We start from the raw sequence: 18,370 nt of genomic DNA, 5'->3' as shown, positions 1-18,370 counted from the left end.
TATCAACCAGATACCGAGGACCTCTCACCCGTTGGAGTCAGCGATAACTCACGGGAGGGGCACACCTCAGAGCGGACAGATGGAGGTGATGCAGTAGCCGACTTCGACACTGAAGAAGCGTGGTCGCCACAGAGCGAGGCTATCGAACTCGAGGATGGGGTATTCACACCCCATCCCCCGGAGCGAATCCCTATAGATGATCCCCTAACGACACTCGATCGACCCACAGAGACGGAACGTGGAACGGTATTCGCTCGGCCGACGATTGACGATCTGGAACCGGTCGGGGTGCAGTGGTACGGACAGGCAGAGCGCAAGCGGGACTGGATGACGACGATCAAACCGTACGCTAAACGCGACCCAGATCCGAACGAGTACGATGCTGAACAACAGCCGATCGCGGTGTTGATCGACCATCTGACCGAAGCGGAGCATCCCATTGCGTTCCAGGTCGTCTGGCAGCGGAAATCCGACTGGTCGGACGATGCGGCACTTCGTAAAGAAGACCTGATGGAAGGTCGCGATACCTTCGCACAGCGGTATCTCGGACCGATGTTCGAGATGGAGAACCGGCCGGATGACGACCGCAACTACCAGGTCGGAAGCGCAGCGACCAATCGCTTCGATCGGATCGAAGCCAAACACCCCAAACGGACGTTCACCGTTAATGTTCGAGCGGTTGCACTCCCGATGGAAGGGACTTTCGAGTCCCTCGATCGACGGCTCGACCAACTCAGTCGAGCGCTCGATCCGCTCGATGGACCGTTTTATGGGCTTGACAGCGAGCGTATCAGAGCGAAGGGGTTCCGCCAAGCAACGAAGCAGAAACGGGCTCGGCGTCTCTTACAGCATGTTCGAGACTCCGAGATCGTCACAGGCCGGGGGAAGCGAAAGCCGGATCTCGTCTTCAACGCCGACGAGCTGGCCAATGTTGTCGTTGTCCCCTCCTCAGAGGAATTAACCGTCGAAGGGGGTCGTGGCACCCGATCGGAACAGCGCTCGCGAAATCCACTCCCTCGCCCACATCCCGACCTAATGGACGAGTTTCGGAACGGGATGACAATCGGCTATGCGCTCGATGAAACCGGTGAACCCGAAGATGAGCCGACCTGCGTCCCGCCGTCGCTGCTGACCACACATTTTGCACGGTTCGGAACGACTGGTGCCGGGAAATCGAAAGCCAGCATCAACGATGCCCTGTCCCTGTACGACTCCACCGATGGCCCAATCATCATTATCGATCCGAAGGGCGATGGGATGTGTCAGAACTATATGCGGGCCCACGCTCGCCGGTTTGGGACGACTGACCTCGAGGAGAACGTCCTGCATTTTCCGATCCCCGAAATCCTCCCCGGCTTCGCGTTTTTCAACATCGAACCCTCTCTGAGGAGTGGCGTCAATCGTGTCGACGCAGTACAGGACAAAGCCGACCACTATGAGACCATCATCAAGATGGTCATGGGCGAAGAGCGCTACGAGCAGGCGGTCGTCGCGCCGAACTTGATCAAGTACATCATCAAAATCCTCTACGACGAGGAATACGGCCTCGAAAATGGCCTCTATCGTGAGAGCGTCAACTACTTCAGCCACAATCAGCTCGAACACATCCTCGATCAACTCTGGCAGGCAGGTCCACCAGAGGTCGATGAAGGAGCTGCTCCCCGGTCCAGGAACCCGCAGGTCGCCCAGAAAATTCACCGACAGCTCCAGCTCGATCCCAATACGTTCGCAACGATAATGGGTGGTGTGAGCAACCGCTTCGACTACATCTCTCAGGACGAGCACTTACGCCATATTTTCAATAACACGGATCCGCAGTTCGACTTCCGAGAATTGCTTGATGACCGGATGGTTATCCTCTTCGAACTCGGCGATCTGCGCGACGACGCTGCAAAGGTGATGACCGGGCTGATCATGACGATGCTCTACGACGCACTCAAACAGCGCAAACAGGACATCGAGCAGAAGCCCGATGACTACGTTGTGAATCTACTCGTCGACGAGGCCTCCAGTGTCGTCGTCTCAGACATAATGAATACACTGCTGGAGAAGGGCAGAAGCTTTCAACTCTCGGTCGGCCTCTCGCTACAGTTCCCAGAACAGCTCGAAACGGAAGGTAACCGGAAGGTCTACCTCAACGTGTTGAATGACGTCGGCAGTCCAATCGTCGGAAAGATTCACGTCGACCAGGAGATCGCTCGCGTGATGGCCCACGAGGATATGGATCCGGAAGCGTTCGCGAACCGCATTCGGTCTCTTCCCCGCGGTGAATGGATCACCCGGCTCCCGAGCCCGACGTTCGGTGAAACCGGTCCGGAACCGTTCAGTCTCGCTCCACTCCCGATTCCACCGGGGCATCTGGAAAGCGAGTATTCACTCTCGGAACGGGAGGAAACGGACTTCCAGACGACCCTCGACGCGATTCACGAACGAACACGGGACAGCTACGGAGTAGCATCGGACTCGACGACGTCGACGCCGGAACACACCCCGGCCGTGGCGACCGAGGCCGACGACGACCAACCACTCGATGTCGCCATGGCACAAGCGATCCGGACGGTCCAGATTAATGCCGGCGTTCGCGACGAGAACGGTTGGGTGACCGTCTCAGCAGTCGATGACGAACTGCTAGCTCGACTCGATGAGGAAACGCTCGAGGATCGCACTGTCGAAGCCTTCCCAGACATCAGGGAGCGCTCACCGTTGATCGAGGTAGATCTGGACGCCGAAACTACCGAAGTCGTCTGTCAACTGACCCCAACGGGCGAAGAGGCCGCGACACCCGATACCGACTCGCCAACTGGTGGTGGCGAGAGCCACGATCGGCTGTTGTTTGCCGTCGAGGAGTTGCTGGGCGAGCTCGGCTTTTCGGTGCAGGTCTTGGATCAGGACGGGAGAGACCGTCCGGATGGCTTGGCAACCCATCCCGACGTCGATCCCAGCTTCACGATCGAAATCGAAACGACGACACACACGCGTCCGGCGAAGGTACTGGCCAATCTTCGGAAAGCACAGGCCGCAGAGAAGATCCCGCTCTTCGTCGTGGACGGACGGGATGACGATGTAGACGGGCGTGACCTCGCCCGACGGGTTTCCAACATCCTCGAGGAGCCCGTCAATCGACTCAAGTCTGGTAAGACGCGGCTGTACACAACGACGGAGCACATCACCTTCAACGGTGGTGCCAGCGCGTCAGATGGTGTGACTGCCGCACGTCGAGCCACAGACAACAGCCGACAGACCCGCTGGGTTAAACAGTCGGATGAATTCACCCTCGAAGATAGCACTGGAGAGACCCACGTCCGGGTCACAGACTTCGAGACCATCTCCAAAGATCAGTTCCCAGCAACCTACAGTTACGACGAGTCGGCAGGGGCGTACACGGTATTCCAGCCTGGTGAACTGCCCGCCACCTACGATTCAAAGGACGCGTTTGAGGCCGAGTGGGTGCCTATCAAGCGACCTTTCGTTCCAACGACGGACCTACCTGTTCCGGACTACACGGACAGCTCGTACGCAATTGGAATCGTCACCGAGGACGGTCAGGATCCCAGCCTTCAGCTCTATGAGCCGACGAATGAGACGACCGAGAGCTGTACCGAACTCGTGGAGGGGGTTCAGAACGGCGAGCTCTACCCCGCGGGAGTGGAACCCGATCAATCAGCCAACGGAGAACCCTCGGCAGGGGAAGACGGAGAGGACGATCCGTTCGGTCTCAGTACATTCGTTCACGATGCTCTTGTCGAGTGTGACGACGGGATCGTCCCGGTCGGCGACGTCTACGATGCCTATGAACAGTTTGCGTCAGCCGGAGAGTACGACGTGAAGCCGAAATCCCGGTTCACGCAGGCACTTCGCGAGCACGTTGGTTTCGAGCGCGACAAGAAGTGGTTGGACGGGAAGACCCAGCGCTGTTACGTCGGGATCGAGCTTCGAGACACCTACACGGAGGGATCAAACGATGGAGAGGCGTAGTCGTTTGACTCCTACAGAGGAGATGGAGGTGGACGTCAGATGACGCTCAGTAACTCCGCCATCCACGATCACTACCGCCGTGCGAAACCCGTCTACGAGGCGCTGGCGACCGTCGACGACTATCCCACGATCGGCCTGAACGACTTCGTCGGGTGGTACATCAAGCGTGACCACGACGACGTCGAGGCGATCAAGGCGGGATATCCGCGGCGTGGTCGGGTCGCCCGCCTCGATCGGGACTACGACGAGATCCACGGCCGTCTCGAGCGAACGCTCTATGCCGTTACCACCTACAAGACGTCAACTGCCTTCCAGCGGTGGGAACCGTGTCGATACGACGAGTCGGAAGGCATGACGGTCTGGCAGGACGAGCCCCCGACGCCTGGTTACACCGACCTCCGGGCAGTTCCAGCGTGGGGCGATATCGACCTTGCCGACAGCATCAAACCACACCGCGGCGACCTCGATGCCGAAACCAAGCAACTCGTCGAGGAGACCCTCGACGCCTACATCGACGAGTACGCGACACTCTACGGGACTCGGGACGCGGTGTACGCGCTAGATTCGGTGGGAGGTGCGTACGTGTTCGGTGCTCCGGAGGCCACGCTTCCGATTGCAGATCACTTCAGCGATGATCCGGACGCACTCGAACGGGTATTCGATGAGTTCCTTGATCGCTCGAACGCGTGGCTCCAGGAAGCAGAGGCCCGAGTGAACGAACGCGTCGACGGTGCCAAGGATGTCATCCAGCCCGACTGGGTGAACAACAAGAACCGTCAGTACAAGCCCCCACTCTCGATTCACGCAAATCACGACGCCGTCGTTACCCCCATCGCGACCGACGACGTCCGGTACGAGCTCTGTCCGTTCGAGGCCGTCGACGACACTCTCATCGAGCAGGCAGTCACTTGGGCCGACGACCTCACGCGGGTCGAGCATACGGACTGCGTCGAATCGCTGGTCGCGACGCTCTGGCCGGACCTCTACGAGGATCACGACGGGTGGCAGGCCACGCTAGCAGCGTTGGTCGAGGCGGAGCGCGAGCGGGAACAGGAACGACAACGACAGCGTGAGGCAGCGCTCCAGCGACGCGAGGAGCGACTGAAGGAACTCGATGGTACCCTCGAAGGACGGCCCATTACCCCGTTTAAAGAAGATGTCTACGAGGCCGTCGAAAACGTCGACATCACCGAGATCGCTCGCCACTACGCGAGCGATGACTACGATACGGATCCGAACCAGCCACGACCACAGTTTGACCCGTGCTGGCGACACAGTGAAAGCGGCCAGTCCTGTTTCGTCGACGAGCAGGCCAACACCTTCGGGGATTCGAAGGTGAACGCCGGCGGCGGGCCGGCGAAGCTGATGGCGCTCGCGACTGGGATTCTCTCTGACGCCGATGCAGACCTCGATGGAGAGGACTACTGGGCTGCTGTCGACGAACTGCGTAGCGCTGGCTACGACATTCCCGTATGGGTTCCAGAGGCTGGCGCAGACCGTGTCGACGGCGGTACTTACGACCAGATGCCGTTCTGGGCCGTTCGAAAAGCGGCTATCGCTCTCGAAGTCTGTCCCGAGGACGCGTTCGTCGATCGAGAGGGTGAGGATGGAACCTATGAGGGATTCCCCGACTACGAAACCTACAACGAGACACTTGCTGCCATCGAGGAGGCCGGTCTGAAGCACAGACGCGAGCCGATCATACCGGATGAGGGGACTAGAGATGAGGAACAGGGGACTGAAGGAGGTTCGATCGAGACTGATGAAACGGCCTCTAACCTTAATCGGGTTCATCTCCACGAAAAAAATCGACTCCTGTCAACGAAGGTCGACCATCTGGAGTCAGAGTTGGCTGGAAAAATTGATCGTGTCGAGGAACTTGAGGCTGAAATCCAGAGCCTACAATCGGAACTCACAACAGTTCGCTCGGAACGTGACCGACTGGAAGCTGCTATCGAAGAGCGCGAAGTCGAGCAAGATGCAGACCAAGGGACAGAGACTACCTCTAATAGCCGATCCGCACTGGACAGAGCGAAACAGCTCCTTTTGTTCGATCAGTAAAGTATTCCACGCACGTGACAAAGCACTCGGCTGTAACCTCTATAGAATATCTGACTCTATCATCTACTCTTCGTCATCAGATACTTGCGGCAGCGTGATCACGGGAATTGGAGAATCTAAGACCAGTCGTGTAGAAAGGTTTCCCGTCAAAAGCCGACTCAAACGACCCCCTTCTCGGGGCAGAAATACAATTGAAGTGGCCTCTACCTCGCGTGCAACATCAAAAAGAGCGTCAACGACATCTGTCGCGTATATGAGCCGCGTCTCAACCTCGTAGCCACGGCCTCCAAGTATCTGTTCAGCAAGCGCAAAAACCCGCTCGGCTTGTTCCTCCCGCGCTGGTAGCGGTGCCTTGTCCGGCGCGCCTCCTGCTTTCTCAATCGCGTGAACAACAATTATCTTCGACGAATCCGGTTCGCCCGGGCGATGTTCAAAAAGAGCTTTACACGTCCGTTTGGTGTCCTCCTCATGCACAACGGGGAGAAGCATCCGTGTTGTAAGTTGTGTCATTATATTTCCTCCTCTAAGCAATACGTAGCGATCTCTTCACACCCGCAGTTCGGACAGTCCACCTCTGAATCTTCGACTGTAGTCCCGCAGTTTCGACATTCGTGGATAGCTTTCGTTCTAAATCGAAACCGACGAAGCATCCGTCGAAACATTATAGCTCTCCCTCCCTGTGCGAGTATCTTAAAGCAGCTCCGCATTTTGGACAGGCAATGATCTCGGTATCAGACTTGCTATACCGCTGATCAGCACGGATCGTTTCAAAATTAAAACTCGCGGCCTGCCCTTCATACTCGCAGTGAGGGCATGAGACCATTGGCTGTCACACCCGGGATTGGTTAGCCGTATGGAACGCCTCGATAGCCTCGCTTGGTTCATCTCCTCGAGAGATGAGTGTGATTACGTCGTTTTGTTGGATGACTGTCTCTCCTCGTGGAGTCAATACTCGCCCGTCACGCTCGATAGCAACCACGAGTGCATCTTCATCGATGACGTCGCGTTCTGCAGCCTCTGCCAGCGAAAGATCGACTATCGGGGCATTTTCACTCACCGACACCTCAACAACGTCAGTCCCACCCGCGAGTCGGAGAAAGTCCGTCGGCTCCCATGCCGGTGCAGCATCATCAGCACCGTATTGTGCGTATGGCTCAAAAACCTCGTTCTGGACGAGGCTTTTCTCTACTACTTCGATGTTCAGTTCCGTGAGTGAGCGCATGATCCGCTTGAACTCTGTCGTGGTTTCCCCGACAGCCATTATGTGAAGATTGTGGGTTCCGCTCACTAATTCTCGAACGTTCACGACGCCCCGAATATTGCGTATTTCTTGTGCGAGATGTTCGACGTCAGTTGCAGGTACGGTACAAATGTACAGATAGGTGAGTTTGTCCTCTGCGCGTTCGAAGTCGATACTTGCGTAGTAACCTCTAACGATCCCCTGTTCTTCGAGCTGTTTGATTCGGTTCCTAATCGTTGCAGGAGAGACGTTCACCTGCTCGGCTATCATCGGAGCCGACGTGTTCCGTGCATCCGCCATAAGGGCATGGATGATACGACGGTCGATGTCGTCGAGCCGATAGTTACTTATTGTGTGTGACACAGCACTATCTCCTCCTGACAGACGCTACTGTCTCCGACAATATAATACCCCTGTATTATTCAATCAAAAATATGCTGAGGCTTCAATTACGGAATCAAAAATTCAATCGCGGAGTTTATATGAGTTTGCTCGTGAGGCTAAAGTATGAGTAGACGAGTGCCGCGCCGCCATAATGCGTTGACTTCGACGGTAAACGCGGAGGTTAGATGCAATGGCTGAGCAAGAGCTTGCTCGAGATCTCGGCTTTCTCGAAGCGTACACGTTAGGACTCGGGACGATGATCGGAGCCGGTATCTTCGTTCTGCCGGGTATTGTCGCGGGTAGGGCTGGCCCAGCGAGCATGGTGTCGTTTCTCATTGGCGGTGCGGTCGCCTTGCTGGCAGCTCTTTCGCTGTCCGAACTCGCTACGGGGATGCCGAAAGCCGGTGGGAGCTATTACTACGTCAATCGGGCACTTGGCGGCCTCTTCGGTAGTATCGTCGGGTGGGGGATGTGGGCCGGTTTGATGTTTGCGACTGCCTTCTATATGCTCGGCTTCGGCCAGTATTTGGCCGGGTTACATCCAATATTCCCGATCATCGCTTCCGCTCTCGCAATGGGTGCGCTCCTCACACTCGTGAATTACCGTGGGGTCAAAGAAACTGGATCATTACAGAACGTCATCGTCATTCTACTCGTCGTTCTCATCATCGGATTCATAGCGTTCGGCTTAGCGGCTATCGATCCAACCTTGCTCGATCCGTTCGCCCCTGAAGGGTGGAGTGCTGTCGGGCTCACTGCTGGGACGGTGTTTGTCACGTTCATCGGATTCGAGGTGATCGCAACGTCCGCAGAAGAGATCAAAAATCCGGGACGGAACCTCCCACTGTCGATGATTGCGGCGGTCGTAACGCCAACCATCCTCTACGTGCTCGTGATGTTGGTTTCGACCGGCGTTCTTCCCGTGGACGTGTTGGAAGCATCGAATATCCCGGTTGCGGACGTTGCAGGCGAATACCTCGGTGCAGTTGGTTCGCTTGCGATGATTATCGGGGCAGTGCTGGCGACAGTTTCCTCCGCGAACGCCTCTATCCTATCCGCAGCACGAGTGAACTTCGCAATGGGGCGAGACAAACTCCTATCTGAATGGCTGAATCAGATCCACTCAAATTTTCGAACACCTTATCGGGCAATTCTGGCGACAGGAGCGGTGATTCTGCTGTTAATCGCCGGGCCCCTCCCGATCGATACGCTCGCAGACGTGGCAGCCTTTTCGTTCCTCATCACGTACGCACTCGTTCACGTTGCCGTTATCGTTCTCCGCCGCGCTGACCCGGAAGACTACGACCCGGATTTCCGTATTCCCGGCCGTCTCTATCCAGCAGTCCCGATCATCGGTGGCCTGGCCTGTATCGGCGTGATGGTTCAGATGCGGACGATCGTTCAGCTCATCGGTCTCGGGATCGTTGGCATCGGTGTCGTATGGTATCTCGCCTATGCGCGTGACCGGGCGATTTCAACGAGCCTTGTCGGTGAGGCGGTCGCGCCTGAGTCTGAAACTGAGGACGAAGCGACTGTGTACCGTGTTGTGGTTCCGGTGGCGAACCCCGCGACTGAGGAGACATTGATCAGGTATGCCGCAGCGAGCGCCTACGGGCACGATAACGGGAAGACGGAACTCGTTGCGGTCAACGTGATCGAAGTGCCGCCACAGATGTCCCCAGAACAGATCGAACTCGAAGAGGAACGTGTCGAACGTCAACAGGAACTGCTCGAGAGTGCACGTGAGACGGCTGAGACGTTGGATATTCCGCTCCGAACGCGAGCGATAGTCGGTAGGGATGCCGGTAGAGCGCTCCTCGCGGTTATTGAGGAGGAGGATGCCGATCATGTTCTGATGGGATGGGGAGGCTTGTCTCGTCGGCGTGATGCCATCTTCGGGACGACGCTTGATCCCGTGATCGAGCGAGCCCCGTGTGAAGTGACGTTAGTGACGAATCCGCGTCGGTCTCCAGGTAGAATCGTTGCACTCGCCGGAGGTGGACCGAATGCCCCTATTGCTGCGCGGCGTGCCGGAGAACTCGCGCGCACGTTCAACGAAGCGTCACTGACGTTGCTGAATGTCCAACCGCCGGCTGAGGAAAATGCCTCTGCAAAAGAAGAGCCTGAGGAGCAGGGAAGTCCGACAACTGAAGGTGAGGAAGCGATTTCGAGAGTCGCCACGAAAGCAGCACTCGACGAGGACGAATACGAGTCGCAAGTCATCGTGAGTGAGGCGGTTCGTGAAACACTCCTCAACACTGTCCGCGAATACGATACCGTGAGCGTGGGAGCGACCGGGGAAAGTTTCGTGGCTCGAACGTTGTATGGGTCGATTCCACAGACGATTGTCGAAGAAAGCGACGGGACGGTGGTGATCGCCCGTGATGCGGATCGATCTCCGCGAACATTACGAGAAGCACTCCGAGAGAACCTCCGAGATATATTAGAAGACTAATGAATTTGAAGGAGAAACTCCGACCAAGCTCATCGAACCAACTGCTGTTAGTTGTGCTCGGGTGGATGAGTGTAGCTGTAGTGATCTCTCAAGTGTACAATACTCCGCTAGTTCGATTCGAAATACTTCTCGTTTCCTCGATTGTATTTATATGGATGATTTGGGGAACCCACCATCTCCTCGAAAGAAAAAGACAAGAACGGTACCGAAAAAGATGAAACTTTAGGGGGAAGTTCCCCGACTCACTGCGGTCGGGGGTGAAGCCCGACACCCTGCCTTATGTTCTGGCTCTTCGAGGTACTGCTCAACTACTTCCTCGGCCACCTCTTGGATCTTTCACCTGACACCCGACGAAATCAGATTGCACCTAAACTTACAAAACCGCAAGACAGCAGTACCTGACAGCTGTTACGGGAGCAGGTGTGTTTTCCAGCAGACAACGAAATTGGGTGTCAGGCGGCTCAGTCTGGCGATTTATGGACTAAAACAGCCACCTGACAGCCGAAAAATCGACCTATATACGGTGGGGGTGGCGGCACAAACCTTTATTCGCGGCCACAGGGGCCAAGATGCAAGGCCGCAGGCCAAGCATATCAGAGGGCCACCCAACGGTCTCATCATGAAGGTTGGAGACACACCTGGATACTGTTTTGAATGTCCGGTGATGAGTCACCATGTACGATGGTCGAGGTAGAGAGTGTATCAATGTTGAGCGAACGACGGAAACAAACCTCATCTCAGTCATTTCCAAGTGACACGTTAGCGTCCATTCGCTCTGCGGTCGAGCAGGTACCTGAGGATTTCTTCCGAAACTCATCGAAGAATACGGAGATTGGGGCATTTGATGCTGAAATCGCTGAAGGATTGCCAGAGTACGAATATGAAGGCGATCGCGCCGGCGGGTATAACCCCAACTGCAAACTCTGGTCGCATTTGGGATTTAACTACAGCGTTGATCTGTACCAGCCTGACGAGCGCATCGCGATCGAGGTCGAAAAAAAGCGAGCGGAAAAGCATTAGCGACGATCTGCTCAAGTTCCAGAAAGGATATCGCACCCAGAAAGACGGGCGACCGAAGATCGAATTCGGCTGCCTGGTGGTGCCAGTAAACTACCGAGGGAGAGATAACCTGTATCGCCACAGCTTGACCAAGCTGGACTTTATGAAGGGCATTCTGTTCATCGACGACGTCGCCGTCATCGGGTATCGAATTCCGACACCCGACTGAGCCGTGCTGACACGGTTTTGTTTGTTCGCGCCGAGAAACGTGCGGCGCGCGACAGCGTGCGCGGCGTGATTCACCATGGTTGATCCCGATCCTCACGACGACACGAATACCGACTACGAACAGCTCGAGAAAGAGCTTCTCGCCCAGGACCGCGACGCCGCTGGCGTCGCCACAGCGGACGTCGACGACGCGACAGCCCGCAACCTCGTCGGTGAGCTCGTCGATGCGGGAATCGTTACACCCGTTCCTGAGGCTCAAGTTCTCTTCCACGAGCCGAGTAGCACTGCTTTCGACTCCACCACCCAGTTGGCCGTCTTCCACAACGGCTGGATGGCCGCTCGCGAAAGCGGCGAGGAGGGCAAGTAATGCAGCAGACGCTCGTTGGCTGTTCCTTCTGTGACGCTCCGCCCGGCACCGAGGCTGGGGAGGCGCATACCTGGGGGCAGGACGAGCGGGTCACCCACCCAATCTGTGTCGACTGTGCCATCCAGACGCGACCGGATCCCGACAAACGCGATCATCACGCCTGCGACGGCTGCGGACTCGTCGTCGACGCGCTCGCAGCACTCACGCGGTTCCGGGTGGAACTCGGTCACCTCGAAGGACCCCTCCAGCTGTGCGCACGTTGTAGCCCCGGTGGGCCTGCCACGTACTGGACGCGCGACCTCGAGGAACATGTCGTCGCGACGCCGAGAGCAGCGCTCGACGTCGACGTGCACTGAAGCAAACTCCACGCCGTGACTCGACGGAGCCCTATGCTCAGTCTTGAGACAATGTGCAAGGTATGCACATATGCCGAAACGGTTATCCTTCTGTATGCAAAACTTGCACATAGAATGAGCGCGAGCGATGATCCACGCCGAGTCCATTTCCAGTCCCCGGAGTATCTCGTCGACCGACTTGACGCGATCGCAGATCTCTTCGACAAAGATCGGACGGATCTCCTCGTCGAGGCCATCCGCGAGTACATCGAAGAGACCGCTGACAGCGAGACGTTCCAAGAGCTGGTCGCAACGAAGTACTACGACGACCAACTCGAGTTCGAGACGGTCAAGCAACTGGTCGGCGCCGAGACCGCCCAGCGACTCCGCCTCCTCAAAGCCGATCTCGAGGACGAGCCACTCGATCTCGCTACCCCCGACGATGTCGACGTCTACGATGGCGACGCGATAACGGTCGACACCGCGACCGACGACGATCGATGAGCGGTCGCCGACAGCTGCGAACAGTCGTGGCCGACACCAGCGCACTGGTCAGTTTGGCCGTGCCACGCGCCGATGCAGCGTACGATACTGAAACCGCCCCCGATCCCCTTCAGTATCTGCTCACCTCGTGTGACGTGTTCGTGCCACTAGAGGTCGTCGCAGAGCTCCGTGACATTACGCAGTATCAGGATATCCACGGCGCCGCAGCAACGAATGTGCTCGCGGCCCGTGATCACTACACGGTCGACGATCCGTACGAGCGTAACGAGACACCGGACTCGCGGCCGACGTTCGGTCTCGACGACGGCGAAACCGATGGCATCGTCCTCGCGAACGCGCTCGACGTCGACGGCTTTCTCACCGACGAGTTTGGTGGGACGAACTTCGCGCTTATTCACGCAGTACTCCAGGGGCCGCGAATTGTCCCGACACCACGGCTCATCTGTGATCACGCCCGGAACGGCCATATGACCCACGAGGAGGCGCGAACACTACTTAGCGCGATCAGCCCCCACCGGAGCTGGGACAACAGCCCATACGTCGCCCAGTTGGTGGCACTTCTGGAGGAGTAGGTTCATTCGCCCTTGAGGTCACGAGCGTCGAGTTCGCCGGCGAGATACTGGTTCCCTTTACAAGTGATATCGTAGACACCGTTCCCGAGATGAACGAGGAGACCGTAGGTGACGAGTGTTTTACAGCGGGCGTTGATGTGCTGTCGAGAGAAGCGGACGCGGTCACTGTCGGCCATTTCCTTCGGGGTATCCGGGCCCTCTTCAGCAAGATGCTCCAGAATGCGATCATCGGCACGTGACATCCAGTCGGCGTCAAAGCGCATAATCATCTCTGGTTGCGCCGACGCTATCCCAAACGCGCTAAGTCAATTAGAGAAGCTATAAGCAACTTCAGTTGACTCCTAACCTTTTAAACACCTGCCGTCCTAAGCTTTGGACGTTACAATGGATCGCTCATCAACGACTGGGTCTGGGGGGTCGGCAGACCTCTTGGTCGACATCATCGAGACGCTCGAAGCATGTGGGGTGAATCGGGATGAGTACCAGCTGTACGACTCCATCGATATCGAGGCGCTCGAGCAGCTTTTGAACTCGTCGACTGAGGACGTGGAAGTACAGTTCACAGTGGAGGGGGTTCGGCTTGCGGTGACGCCAGGGAGCGTCGACGTCCTGATCGACGAGGAGTCCAGTCCACCAAACCCGTAGCCGGTATCGCGGTCGACATCCGAAACACACCCTGAAAGCCCTCGGCCGCTCGGCATCCCGCGACCGCCGCTGCGCTCCTCGTTCCTGCGGTGCTTACGGGGTCGGGGGACGACCGAGACGGCCTCGCCCTTTCTGAGTCCGCCAGGATAGCGGTTGTGTTGCCAAGCGGCGTTACCGGCTGGACAGATGCTTCGTACCGGCACGCCCCGCTCGCCGCGTTCCGCCCTCCGCGTCGCTCGCGACCGACCATTCCGGGCATGCGGGCGCTCTCCGCACCGCCCGCGCCCGTTCCGGGCTAAAGTGCATGTGCCCTCGACGCCAGCGCTTCTCCCGTTCGGGTCCTGCGGACCTCGGCGAAGCCGACCGCGACGGACGTGGTTGCGTCGCGGCGAACGGGGAATGCGCTGGCCGCTCGCTCCGGGCGGTTCGGCGCGCGGTGCTGGATGCGTCCCGTCGTGTAGGCGCTCTCGCTCGCGCCCGCCAAGGGCGTGCGCGAAGGCGCGAGCGAGAGCGCAGATGACTCTGGTCGGTGACGGTCGTGGAAAACCCGCGGTGGAGACGCGGGTGGTGGCGCGTGAGCGCCTTCGGAGTTAGTGAACTCCAATGTCCAGTAAGAACGCATTCGGTAATGAAATTTCGGTCGATGAACAGGCCTACAAGCAACTCGAGGAGCCGGAGCTCGACGAGGACGGGTTCGAGGTCGTCGACGAGACCCCGGAGTTCCAGCCGACGGTCAACATGGAAATCCAGGCGAAAGTGGACGCCAATCACCCGGACGGGATCGCACAGGAAGCCGATGATCGCATCTACGGTGTGACCCTCGCCCAGGAGGAGCGCATTCGGGCCCGGGAAGCCGAACTCGAACACATCAGTGCCCAGGCCGAACTCGGAACGCAAGAGGGACGGGCGAAGCGCACGCGGAAGGTCGTCACCGAGCAGGTTCGCCGGACGAGCCGGGTGACGGTCGAAGAGACGGGTCGGCAGGACGTGGAGCCAACGCCGGATCCCCGTGAGCGCCTCTCCCAGGACGAACTCGCGACGGTGAATCAACACGCCCAGCGGATCGTTGAAAAAGTGAACGGTGGCCCGAGTCGTGCCGCAATCGGACGGCTGCTTGGTGAACGGATCGCAGATGGTCAGTCGACGATGGAAGCAGTATTTGACACGCTCGAGAGAGTCAAGCTGATGCCCAGTACCCTCCTGGAGGTTGCCGATGTGCCCGAACTTCCGGGTGGAGAGATAAACGTCGAAGGGACAGTGATTGAGCTGTGGGAACCCAGTAGTCCAGCAATCGCCCAAGTGGGCCTCATCGCAGATGATAGCGGGAAAATCAAGTTCACCTCGTGGGCAAAAAGCGACCAACCCTGGGTCAAAGAAGGCGATCGGATCCAGTTGTGGGGGGCAAAGAAGAACTGGTACCAAGGGCGCTGCAGTCTCGCGTTGACCTACGACAGTCGGATCGTGTTCCCAGAGCGCGAGCGCCGGTGGTGGAAGGATTAGCGGGTAGTTGCGGTCTTCTTTTTTTGAGGGTGCGGGACCGACCCAAACCCCACCTCCCCACCCACCGCTCCGTGCTCGCTCCCTCTGGTCGCTGTGCGCGCAGCCACAACCATCTCTATAGCGACTGCTCAACCTACAGAATGGGCTAAGAGAGTCGCTAGACTAAATTCAGGATTGTCGTTTAAAGATAGCAATCGAAATCCTGATAATGGGTAACAAGAACAATTTATTGTGTCTAATCAACCGGATGATTTGAATTTCCTGTCGGATGAGCCGATTGCGTCTGATGAGGAAGATGCGTTTCAGCATACAGAATATGTTGATGCTCTTGAGCGAATTTTAGACACTGTTGAACCTCCGTGGCACATCGGGATTTTTGGAAAGTGGGGTTCTGGTAAAACTTCAATTATCCGTTTACTGTTCAATCGGATTGAAGAGCAGAATACGAACGGAGAAACGGTGTGTATTGAGTTTGATGCGTGGAAGCATGCTGAAGATTCTGTTCGAACAGAACTCCTGCTCACATTGGACCAAGAACTGGGTGAGCATGCAAATATAGAGGATGGGTTAATCGGTGAAGATGAAATCACCGGACAGCTTTACGATGTGGACGAGCAGAAGCGAGCAGAGACAGACAGCCTCATTGAAGGTGTCTATAACTTCCTCACCCATTCAACTCATCTCATTTTTATCATTGGGGTTCTCGCTATTGCTGCAGTCGCATCCAGCTTCCTAGGGTTCGATAGTATTTCGACCAGTCTCCTGATCTTGATTGCAGCCCCATTGTTGGTGTTTATGGCTGAACAGTTACAAACGGCAACTACGACTCTACAACGGAAATTTGTATATCCCCGAAAGGAGTGGTCCGGCGCTTATGAGCGGATTTTCCATCAACTGATCGATAGAGTACAAGACGAGACTGGAACGGATCGAATTATCATCTCAATCGATAACCTCGACCGATGTCAAAGTCGAACGGTCTACGAGGTGTTAGTCTCATTAAAAACGTTCATGGATGTTTCGCCGTGTATCTACATTATTCCCTGTGATGATAACGCATTGAAAAGCCATATTCAACAAATTGACCACGAAGAGGGGACATACTTCAAAGAAGGCCAGAATACGCGAGAATTCTTACGGAAGTTCTTCCAGACCACAATTCGAATTCCTCCTATGCTTGCGGACGATATTGAGGCATATGCAGAAACGCAAAATGAACGGCTAACTCAACCATATGACCCTGAAGTATTGGATGTATTGACTAAGGCGTATATCAAAACGCCACGTCGTATTAAACAAGGGCTCAATCGGGTCACTGCGTTGCGTATGCTTGCAGGCGAAATCGAAGATAGCGATGCAGGGTTAGAACAGGGTCGAGTCAGCGGAAATCCGGCCTTTTTGGCTAAGATTGCAGTGCTTGAAGAAGACTATCCGGACTTCTATAACGCGTTACAAGAGAACCCTCGATTACTGGAAGACGTTGATCGGTTTTTCACGGGAGATCTGCCCGAAGACCGTGAGGAAGAGGTTGATCAGCTGTTTGAGGATACCTCGGCAGAGACCAGTGGTGTTTCTAACTTGCGTACCTTCTTGAAGGCCACCCGTCCAACCTCTGTCCCGGATATCAAGCCGTTCCTGCACTTGAGTGAACCGCGGTATACTGGTGCTCTTGACACAAACTTTGTTCAGTTATTGCGTACAAATCAGGTCGACGAAGTCAAACAGCTTCTGGACGATGTTGACGACGAGTCAGAGGAGCCATTTGCAGTGCATTGTACCGCTATCGAGAACATCTTAGATGAATATGACCAGGAGGGACGGGATCAGGCCCTATTCAGTACAATAGAGAGTATCCTTGAGGTCTTTGACCGGTTTGACGACACTGCACAACAACGTATTGCGGATTCAGTTGCCGGAGTTCTTACTGTAAGACTTGGTGGTCGTTTTGTGGAACGATTTAATTTGTACGACCTTGTCTGGCTTCTCGATCGGATTTCAGAACGAGGAATCCGGACAAATCTCTTCACTGCACTTGCAGAGACCGTTGTAGTTGACGATGAATGGCAGCAAAATAGGCTTGAAGCATTTGTTGCTCACACGTACAAGTATGAAGACGAGAACGATGACCGAGCACGTCACCCGCTTCCTCGGAGAGCAAAACAGACCTTATCGACTCAATTATTGAAACTTCCTCAAGGAAATGACAATGAAGAGTTCCAAGACTCTGCCTTCGGAGAAGCACTTGAATTCATATGGTCTGGTGGACCAGCTTGGGGACTTCTCACCGATGACTTATTTAAGCCGTTGATAGTTTCGATTGAACGCGAGGAAGAAGAATCGGAGTTCATCAATGCGGATTTGTTCCTCAAATTGGATAATGGAGCATCTCCTCAAATTCGGGGACAATTTGTGCAGCGCTTAATTGAATACGTCCCTCAGAGCAACGAAAACAGAGCGAGCCGCACATACAGCACCCTATCGGAGCATCTACTGGATATTGAATCAGATATCGATGAAACCTCTGCCGATAAATTCTACGATCATATCCAAGATATCGTGAACTCGAAGGACTCGAATGCGATCGACATGATGGAAGCTGGGTTCTATTTTTACGATTCGGCGTCGGACGAGACGCGAGAACAATTTGGGGATTCCGTGGCCACTCTTATCGAGGACTGGGGTGCGAAGCATGCACGGAAAGCTCTGAAATGGGCAAATGAGTATAACACCGACGCTATATTTGGTGATTCTAATGTGTTCACAGCCTATATGCCTCAAGTTCCAGAGAAGTTTTCCAGCAGCAGTAGAGTTAGTACTGCTGTATCGCAGTTTTCGACACGTTTTGAGCCGGAGCTGAATGAACACATAGAACGGCTGGTTGATAGTCGCGATGATGACGAACGGAAGTTGGGGGCAGACATCTTCAACACTGTCCCAGATTGCTTCGGAGGAAGCCAGGCCTTGGTTGTTGAGACCTGCTTGAAAGAGGCGCGACGTGCAGAAACCGATTATCGGCAGTCCTACTTGATGGCAGTTGCCATCGTTTATAGTGAGATTGAAGAGAGTGATCAGCAGACCTTCATCGATCGACTGGAGTCGTTTATT

13 protein-coding genes and 1 pseudogene are annotated in these 18,370 nt (G+C 55.8%); 11 read left to right on the top strand and 3 right to left on the bottom strand.

The genetic code is table 11. The features are described from left to right. Nucleotides 1-690: 690 nt before the first annotated feature. Nucleotides 691-3,975 (top strand): helicase HerA domain-containing protein, encoded by a 3,285-nt coding sequence (locus HZR14_RS09385; RefSeq protein WP_255479223.1) that lies wholly within the window; start codon nt 691-693, stop codon nt 3,973-3,975. A gap of 39 nt (nt 3,976-4,014) precedes the next feature. Further along, nucleotides 4,015-6,036 (top strand): hypothetical protein, encoded by a 2,022-nt coding sequence (locus HZR14_RS09380; RefSeq protein WP_181692609.1) that lies wholly within the window; start codon nt 4,015-4,017, stop codon nt 6,034-6,036. 63 nt (nt 6,037-6,099) lie between these two features. Here the strand turns inward: HZR14_RS09380 and HZR14_RS09375 are convergent, their stop codons facing one another. After that, a complete protein-coding gene (locus HZR14_RS09375; RefSeq protein ID WP_181692608.1) occupies nt 6,100-6,546 on the bottom strand; it encodes a universal stress protein in 447 nt (148 codons plus the stop codon). Nucleotides 6,547-6,865: 319 nt separating this feature from the next. Beyond that, a complete protein-coding gene (locus tag HZR14_RS09370; RefSeq protein ID WP_181692607.1) occupies nt 6,866-7,639 on the bottom strand; it encodes an Lrp/AsnC family transcriptional regulator in 774 nt (257 codons plus the stop codon). Nucleotides 7,640-7,850: 211 nt separating this feature from the next. On the opposite strand from HZR14_RS09370, the gene HZR14_RS09365 reads away from it, so the two are divergent. The 6 genes and pseudogenes from HZR14_RS09365 (at nt 7,851) to HZR14_RS09340 (ending at nt 13,120) form a co-directional block, all read left to right on the top strand. After that, the gene (locus HZR14_RS09365; RefSeq protein WP_181692606.1) at nt 7,851-10,115 is read left to right on the top strand and encodes an amino acid permease; all 2,265 of its coding nucleotides are present in this window, start codon (nt 7,851-7,853) and stop codon (nt 10,113-10,115) included. Between the two features lie 681 nt (nt 10,116-10,796). Beyond that, a pseudogene (locus HZR14_RS09360) lies at nt 10,797-11,343 on the top strand (hypothetical protein). A gap of 75 nt (nt 11,344-11,418) precedes the next feature. Beyond that, nucleotides 11,419-11,709: a DUF8069 family protein gene (locus HZR14_RS09355; protein ID WP_181692605.1), complete on the top strand. Its 291-nt coding sequence runs from the start codon at nt 11,419-11,421 to the stop codon at nt 11,707-11,709. Then, complete coding sequence (locus HZR14_RS09350) at nt 11,709-12,065, top strand: DUF7558 family protein (RefSeq protein WP_181692604.1); 357 nt, start codon at nt 11,709-11,711, stop codon at nt 12,063-12,065. The genes HZR14_RS09355 and HZR14_RS09350 overlap by 1 nt, the downstream gene beginning before the upstream one ends. A 114-nt stretch (nt 12,066-12,179) precedes the next feature. Then, complete coding sequence (locus tag HZR14_RS09345) at nt 12,180-12,548, top strand: ribbon-helix-helix domain-containing protein (RefSeq protein WP_181692603.1); 369 nt, start codon at nt 12,180-12,182, stop codon at nt 12,546-12,548. Next, complete coding sequence (locus HZR14_RS09340) at nt 12,545-13,120, top strand: hypothetical protein (protein WP_181692602.1); 576 nt, start codon at nt 12,545-12,547, stop codon at nt 13,118-13,120. Before HZR14_RS09345 ends, HZR14_RS09340 begins: the two co-directional genes overlap by 4 nt. 2 nt (nt 13,121-13,122) lie before the next feature. On the opposite strand, the gene HZR14_RS09335 is transcribed toward HZR14_RS09340, so the two are convergent. Continuing rightward, nucleotides 13,123-13,383 (bottom strand): helix-turn-helix domain-containing protein, encoded by a 261-nt coding sequence (locus HZR14_RS09335; protein WP_181692601.1) that lies wholly within the window; start codon nt 13,381-13,383, stop codon nt 13,123-13,125. Between the two features lie 121 nt (nt 13,384-13,504). On the opposite strand from HZR14_RS09335, the gene HZR14_RS09330 reads away from it, so the two are divergent. From HZR14_RS09330 to HZR14_RS09320, 3 genes are all read left to right on the top strand, one after another. Then, entirely contained in the window at nt 13,505-13,765 is a 261-nt protein-coding gene (locus HZR14_RS09330; protein ID WP_181692600.1) for a HalOD1 output domain-containing protein, read from the top strand. A gap of 603 nt (nt 13,766-14,368) precedes the next feature. After that, entirely contained in the window at nt 14,369-15,265 is an 897-nt protein-coding gene (locus HZR14_RS09325) for a DNA-binding protein (RefSeq protein WP_181692599.1), read from the top strand. Nucleotides 15,266-15,496: 231 nt separating this feature from the next. Then, a partial coding sequence (locus HZR14_RS09320) for a KAP family P-loop NTPase fold protein (protein ID WP_181692598.1) occupies nt 15,497-18,370 on the top strand: 2,874 nt, incomplete at its 3' end.

Source organism: Natronomonas salinimetallica (assembly GCF_013839515.1).
GTDB lineage: Archaea > Halobacteriota > Halobacteria > Halobacteriales > Haloarculaceae > Natronomonas.
Note: the sequence above shows the minus strand (reverse complement) of the source record. Positions and strands in the feature narration are given on the sequence as shown.

Coding starts and splice junctions, on each gene's coding strand:
- HZR14_RS09345 (WP_181692603.1), top strand. CDS start 12,180: ATGAGCGCGAGCGATGATCCACGCCGAGTCCATTTCCAGTCCCCGGAG.
- HZR14_RS09325 (WP_181692599.1), top strand. CDS start 14,369: ATGTCCAGTAAGAACGCATTCGGTAATGAAATTTCGGTCGATGAACAG.
- HZR14_RS09365 (WP_181692606.1), top strand. CDS start 7,851: ATGGCTGAGCAAGAGCTTGCTCGAGATCTCGGCTTTCTCGAAGCGTAC.
- HZR14_RS09385 (WP_255479223.1), top strand. CDS start 691: ATGGAAGGGACTTTCGAGTCCCTCGATCGACGGCTCGACCAACTCAGT.
- HZR14_RS09355 (WP_181692605.1), top strand. CDS start 11,419: ATGGTTGATCCCGATCCTCACGACGACACGAATACCGACTACGAACAG.
- HZR14_RS09350 (WP_181692604.1), top strand. CDS start 11,709: ATGCAGCAGACGCTCGTTGGCTGTTCCTTCTGTGACGCTCCGCCCGGC.
- HZR14_RS09380 (WP_181692609.1), top strand. CDS start 4,015: ATGACGCTCAGTAACTCCGCCATCCACGATCACTACCGCCGTGCGAAA.
- HZR14_RS09375 (WP_181692608.1), bottom strand. CDS start 6,546: ATGACACAACTTACAACACGGATGCTTCTCCCCGTTGTGCATGAGGAG.
- HZR14_RS09330 (WP_181692600.1), top strand. CDS start 13,505: ATGGATCGCTCATCAACGACTGGGTCTGGGGGGTCGGCAGACCTCTTG.
- HZR14_RS09340 (WP_181692602.1), top strand. CDS start 12,545: ATGAGCGGTCGCCGACAGCTGCGAACAGTCGTGGCCGACACCAGCGCA.
- HZR14_RS09335 (WP_181692601.1), bottom strand. CDS start 13,383: ATGCGCTTTGACGCCGACTGGATGTCACGTGCCGATGATCGCATTCTG.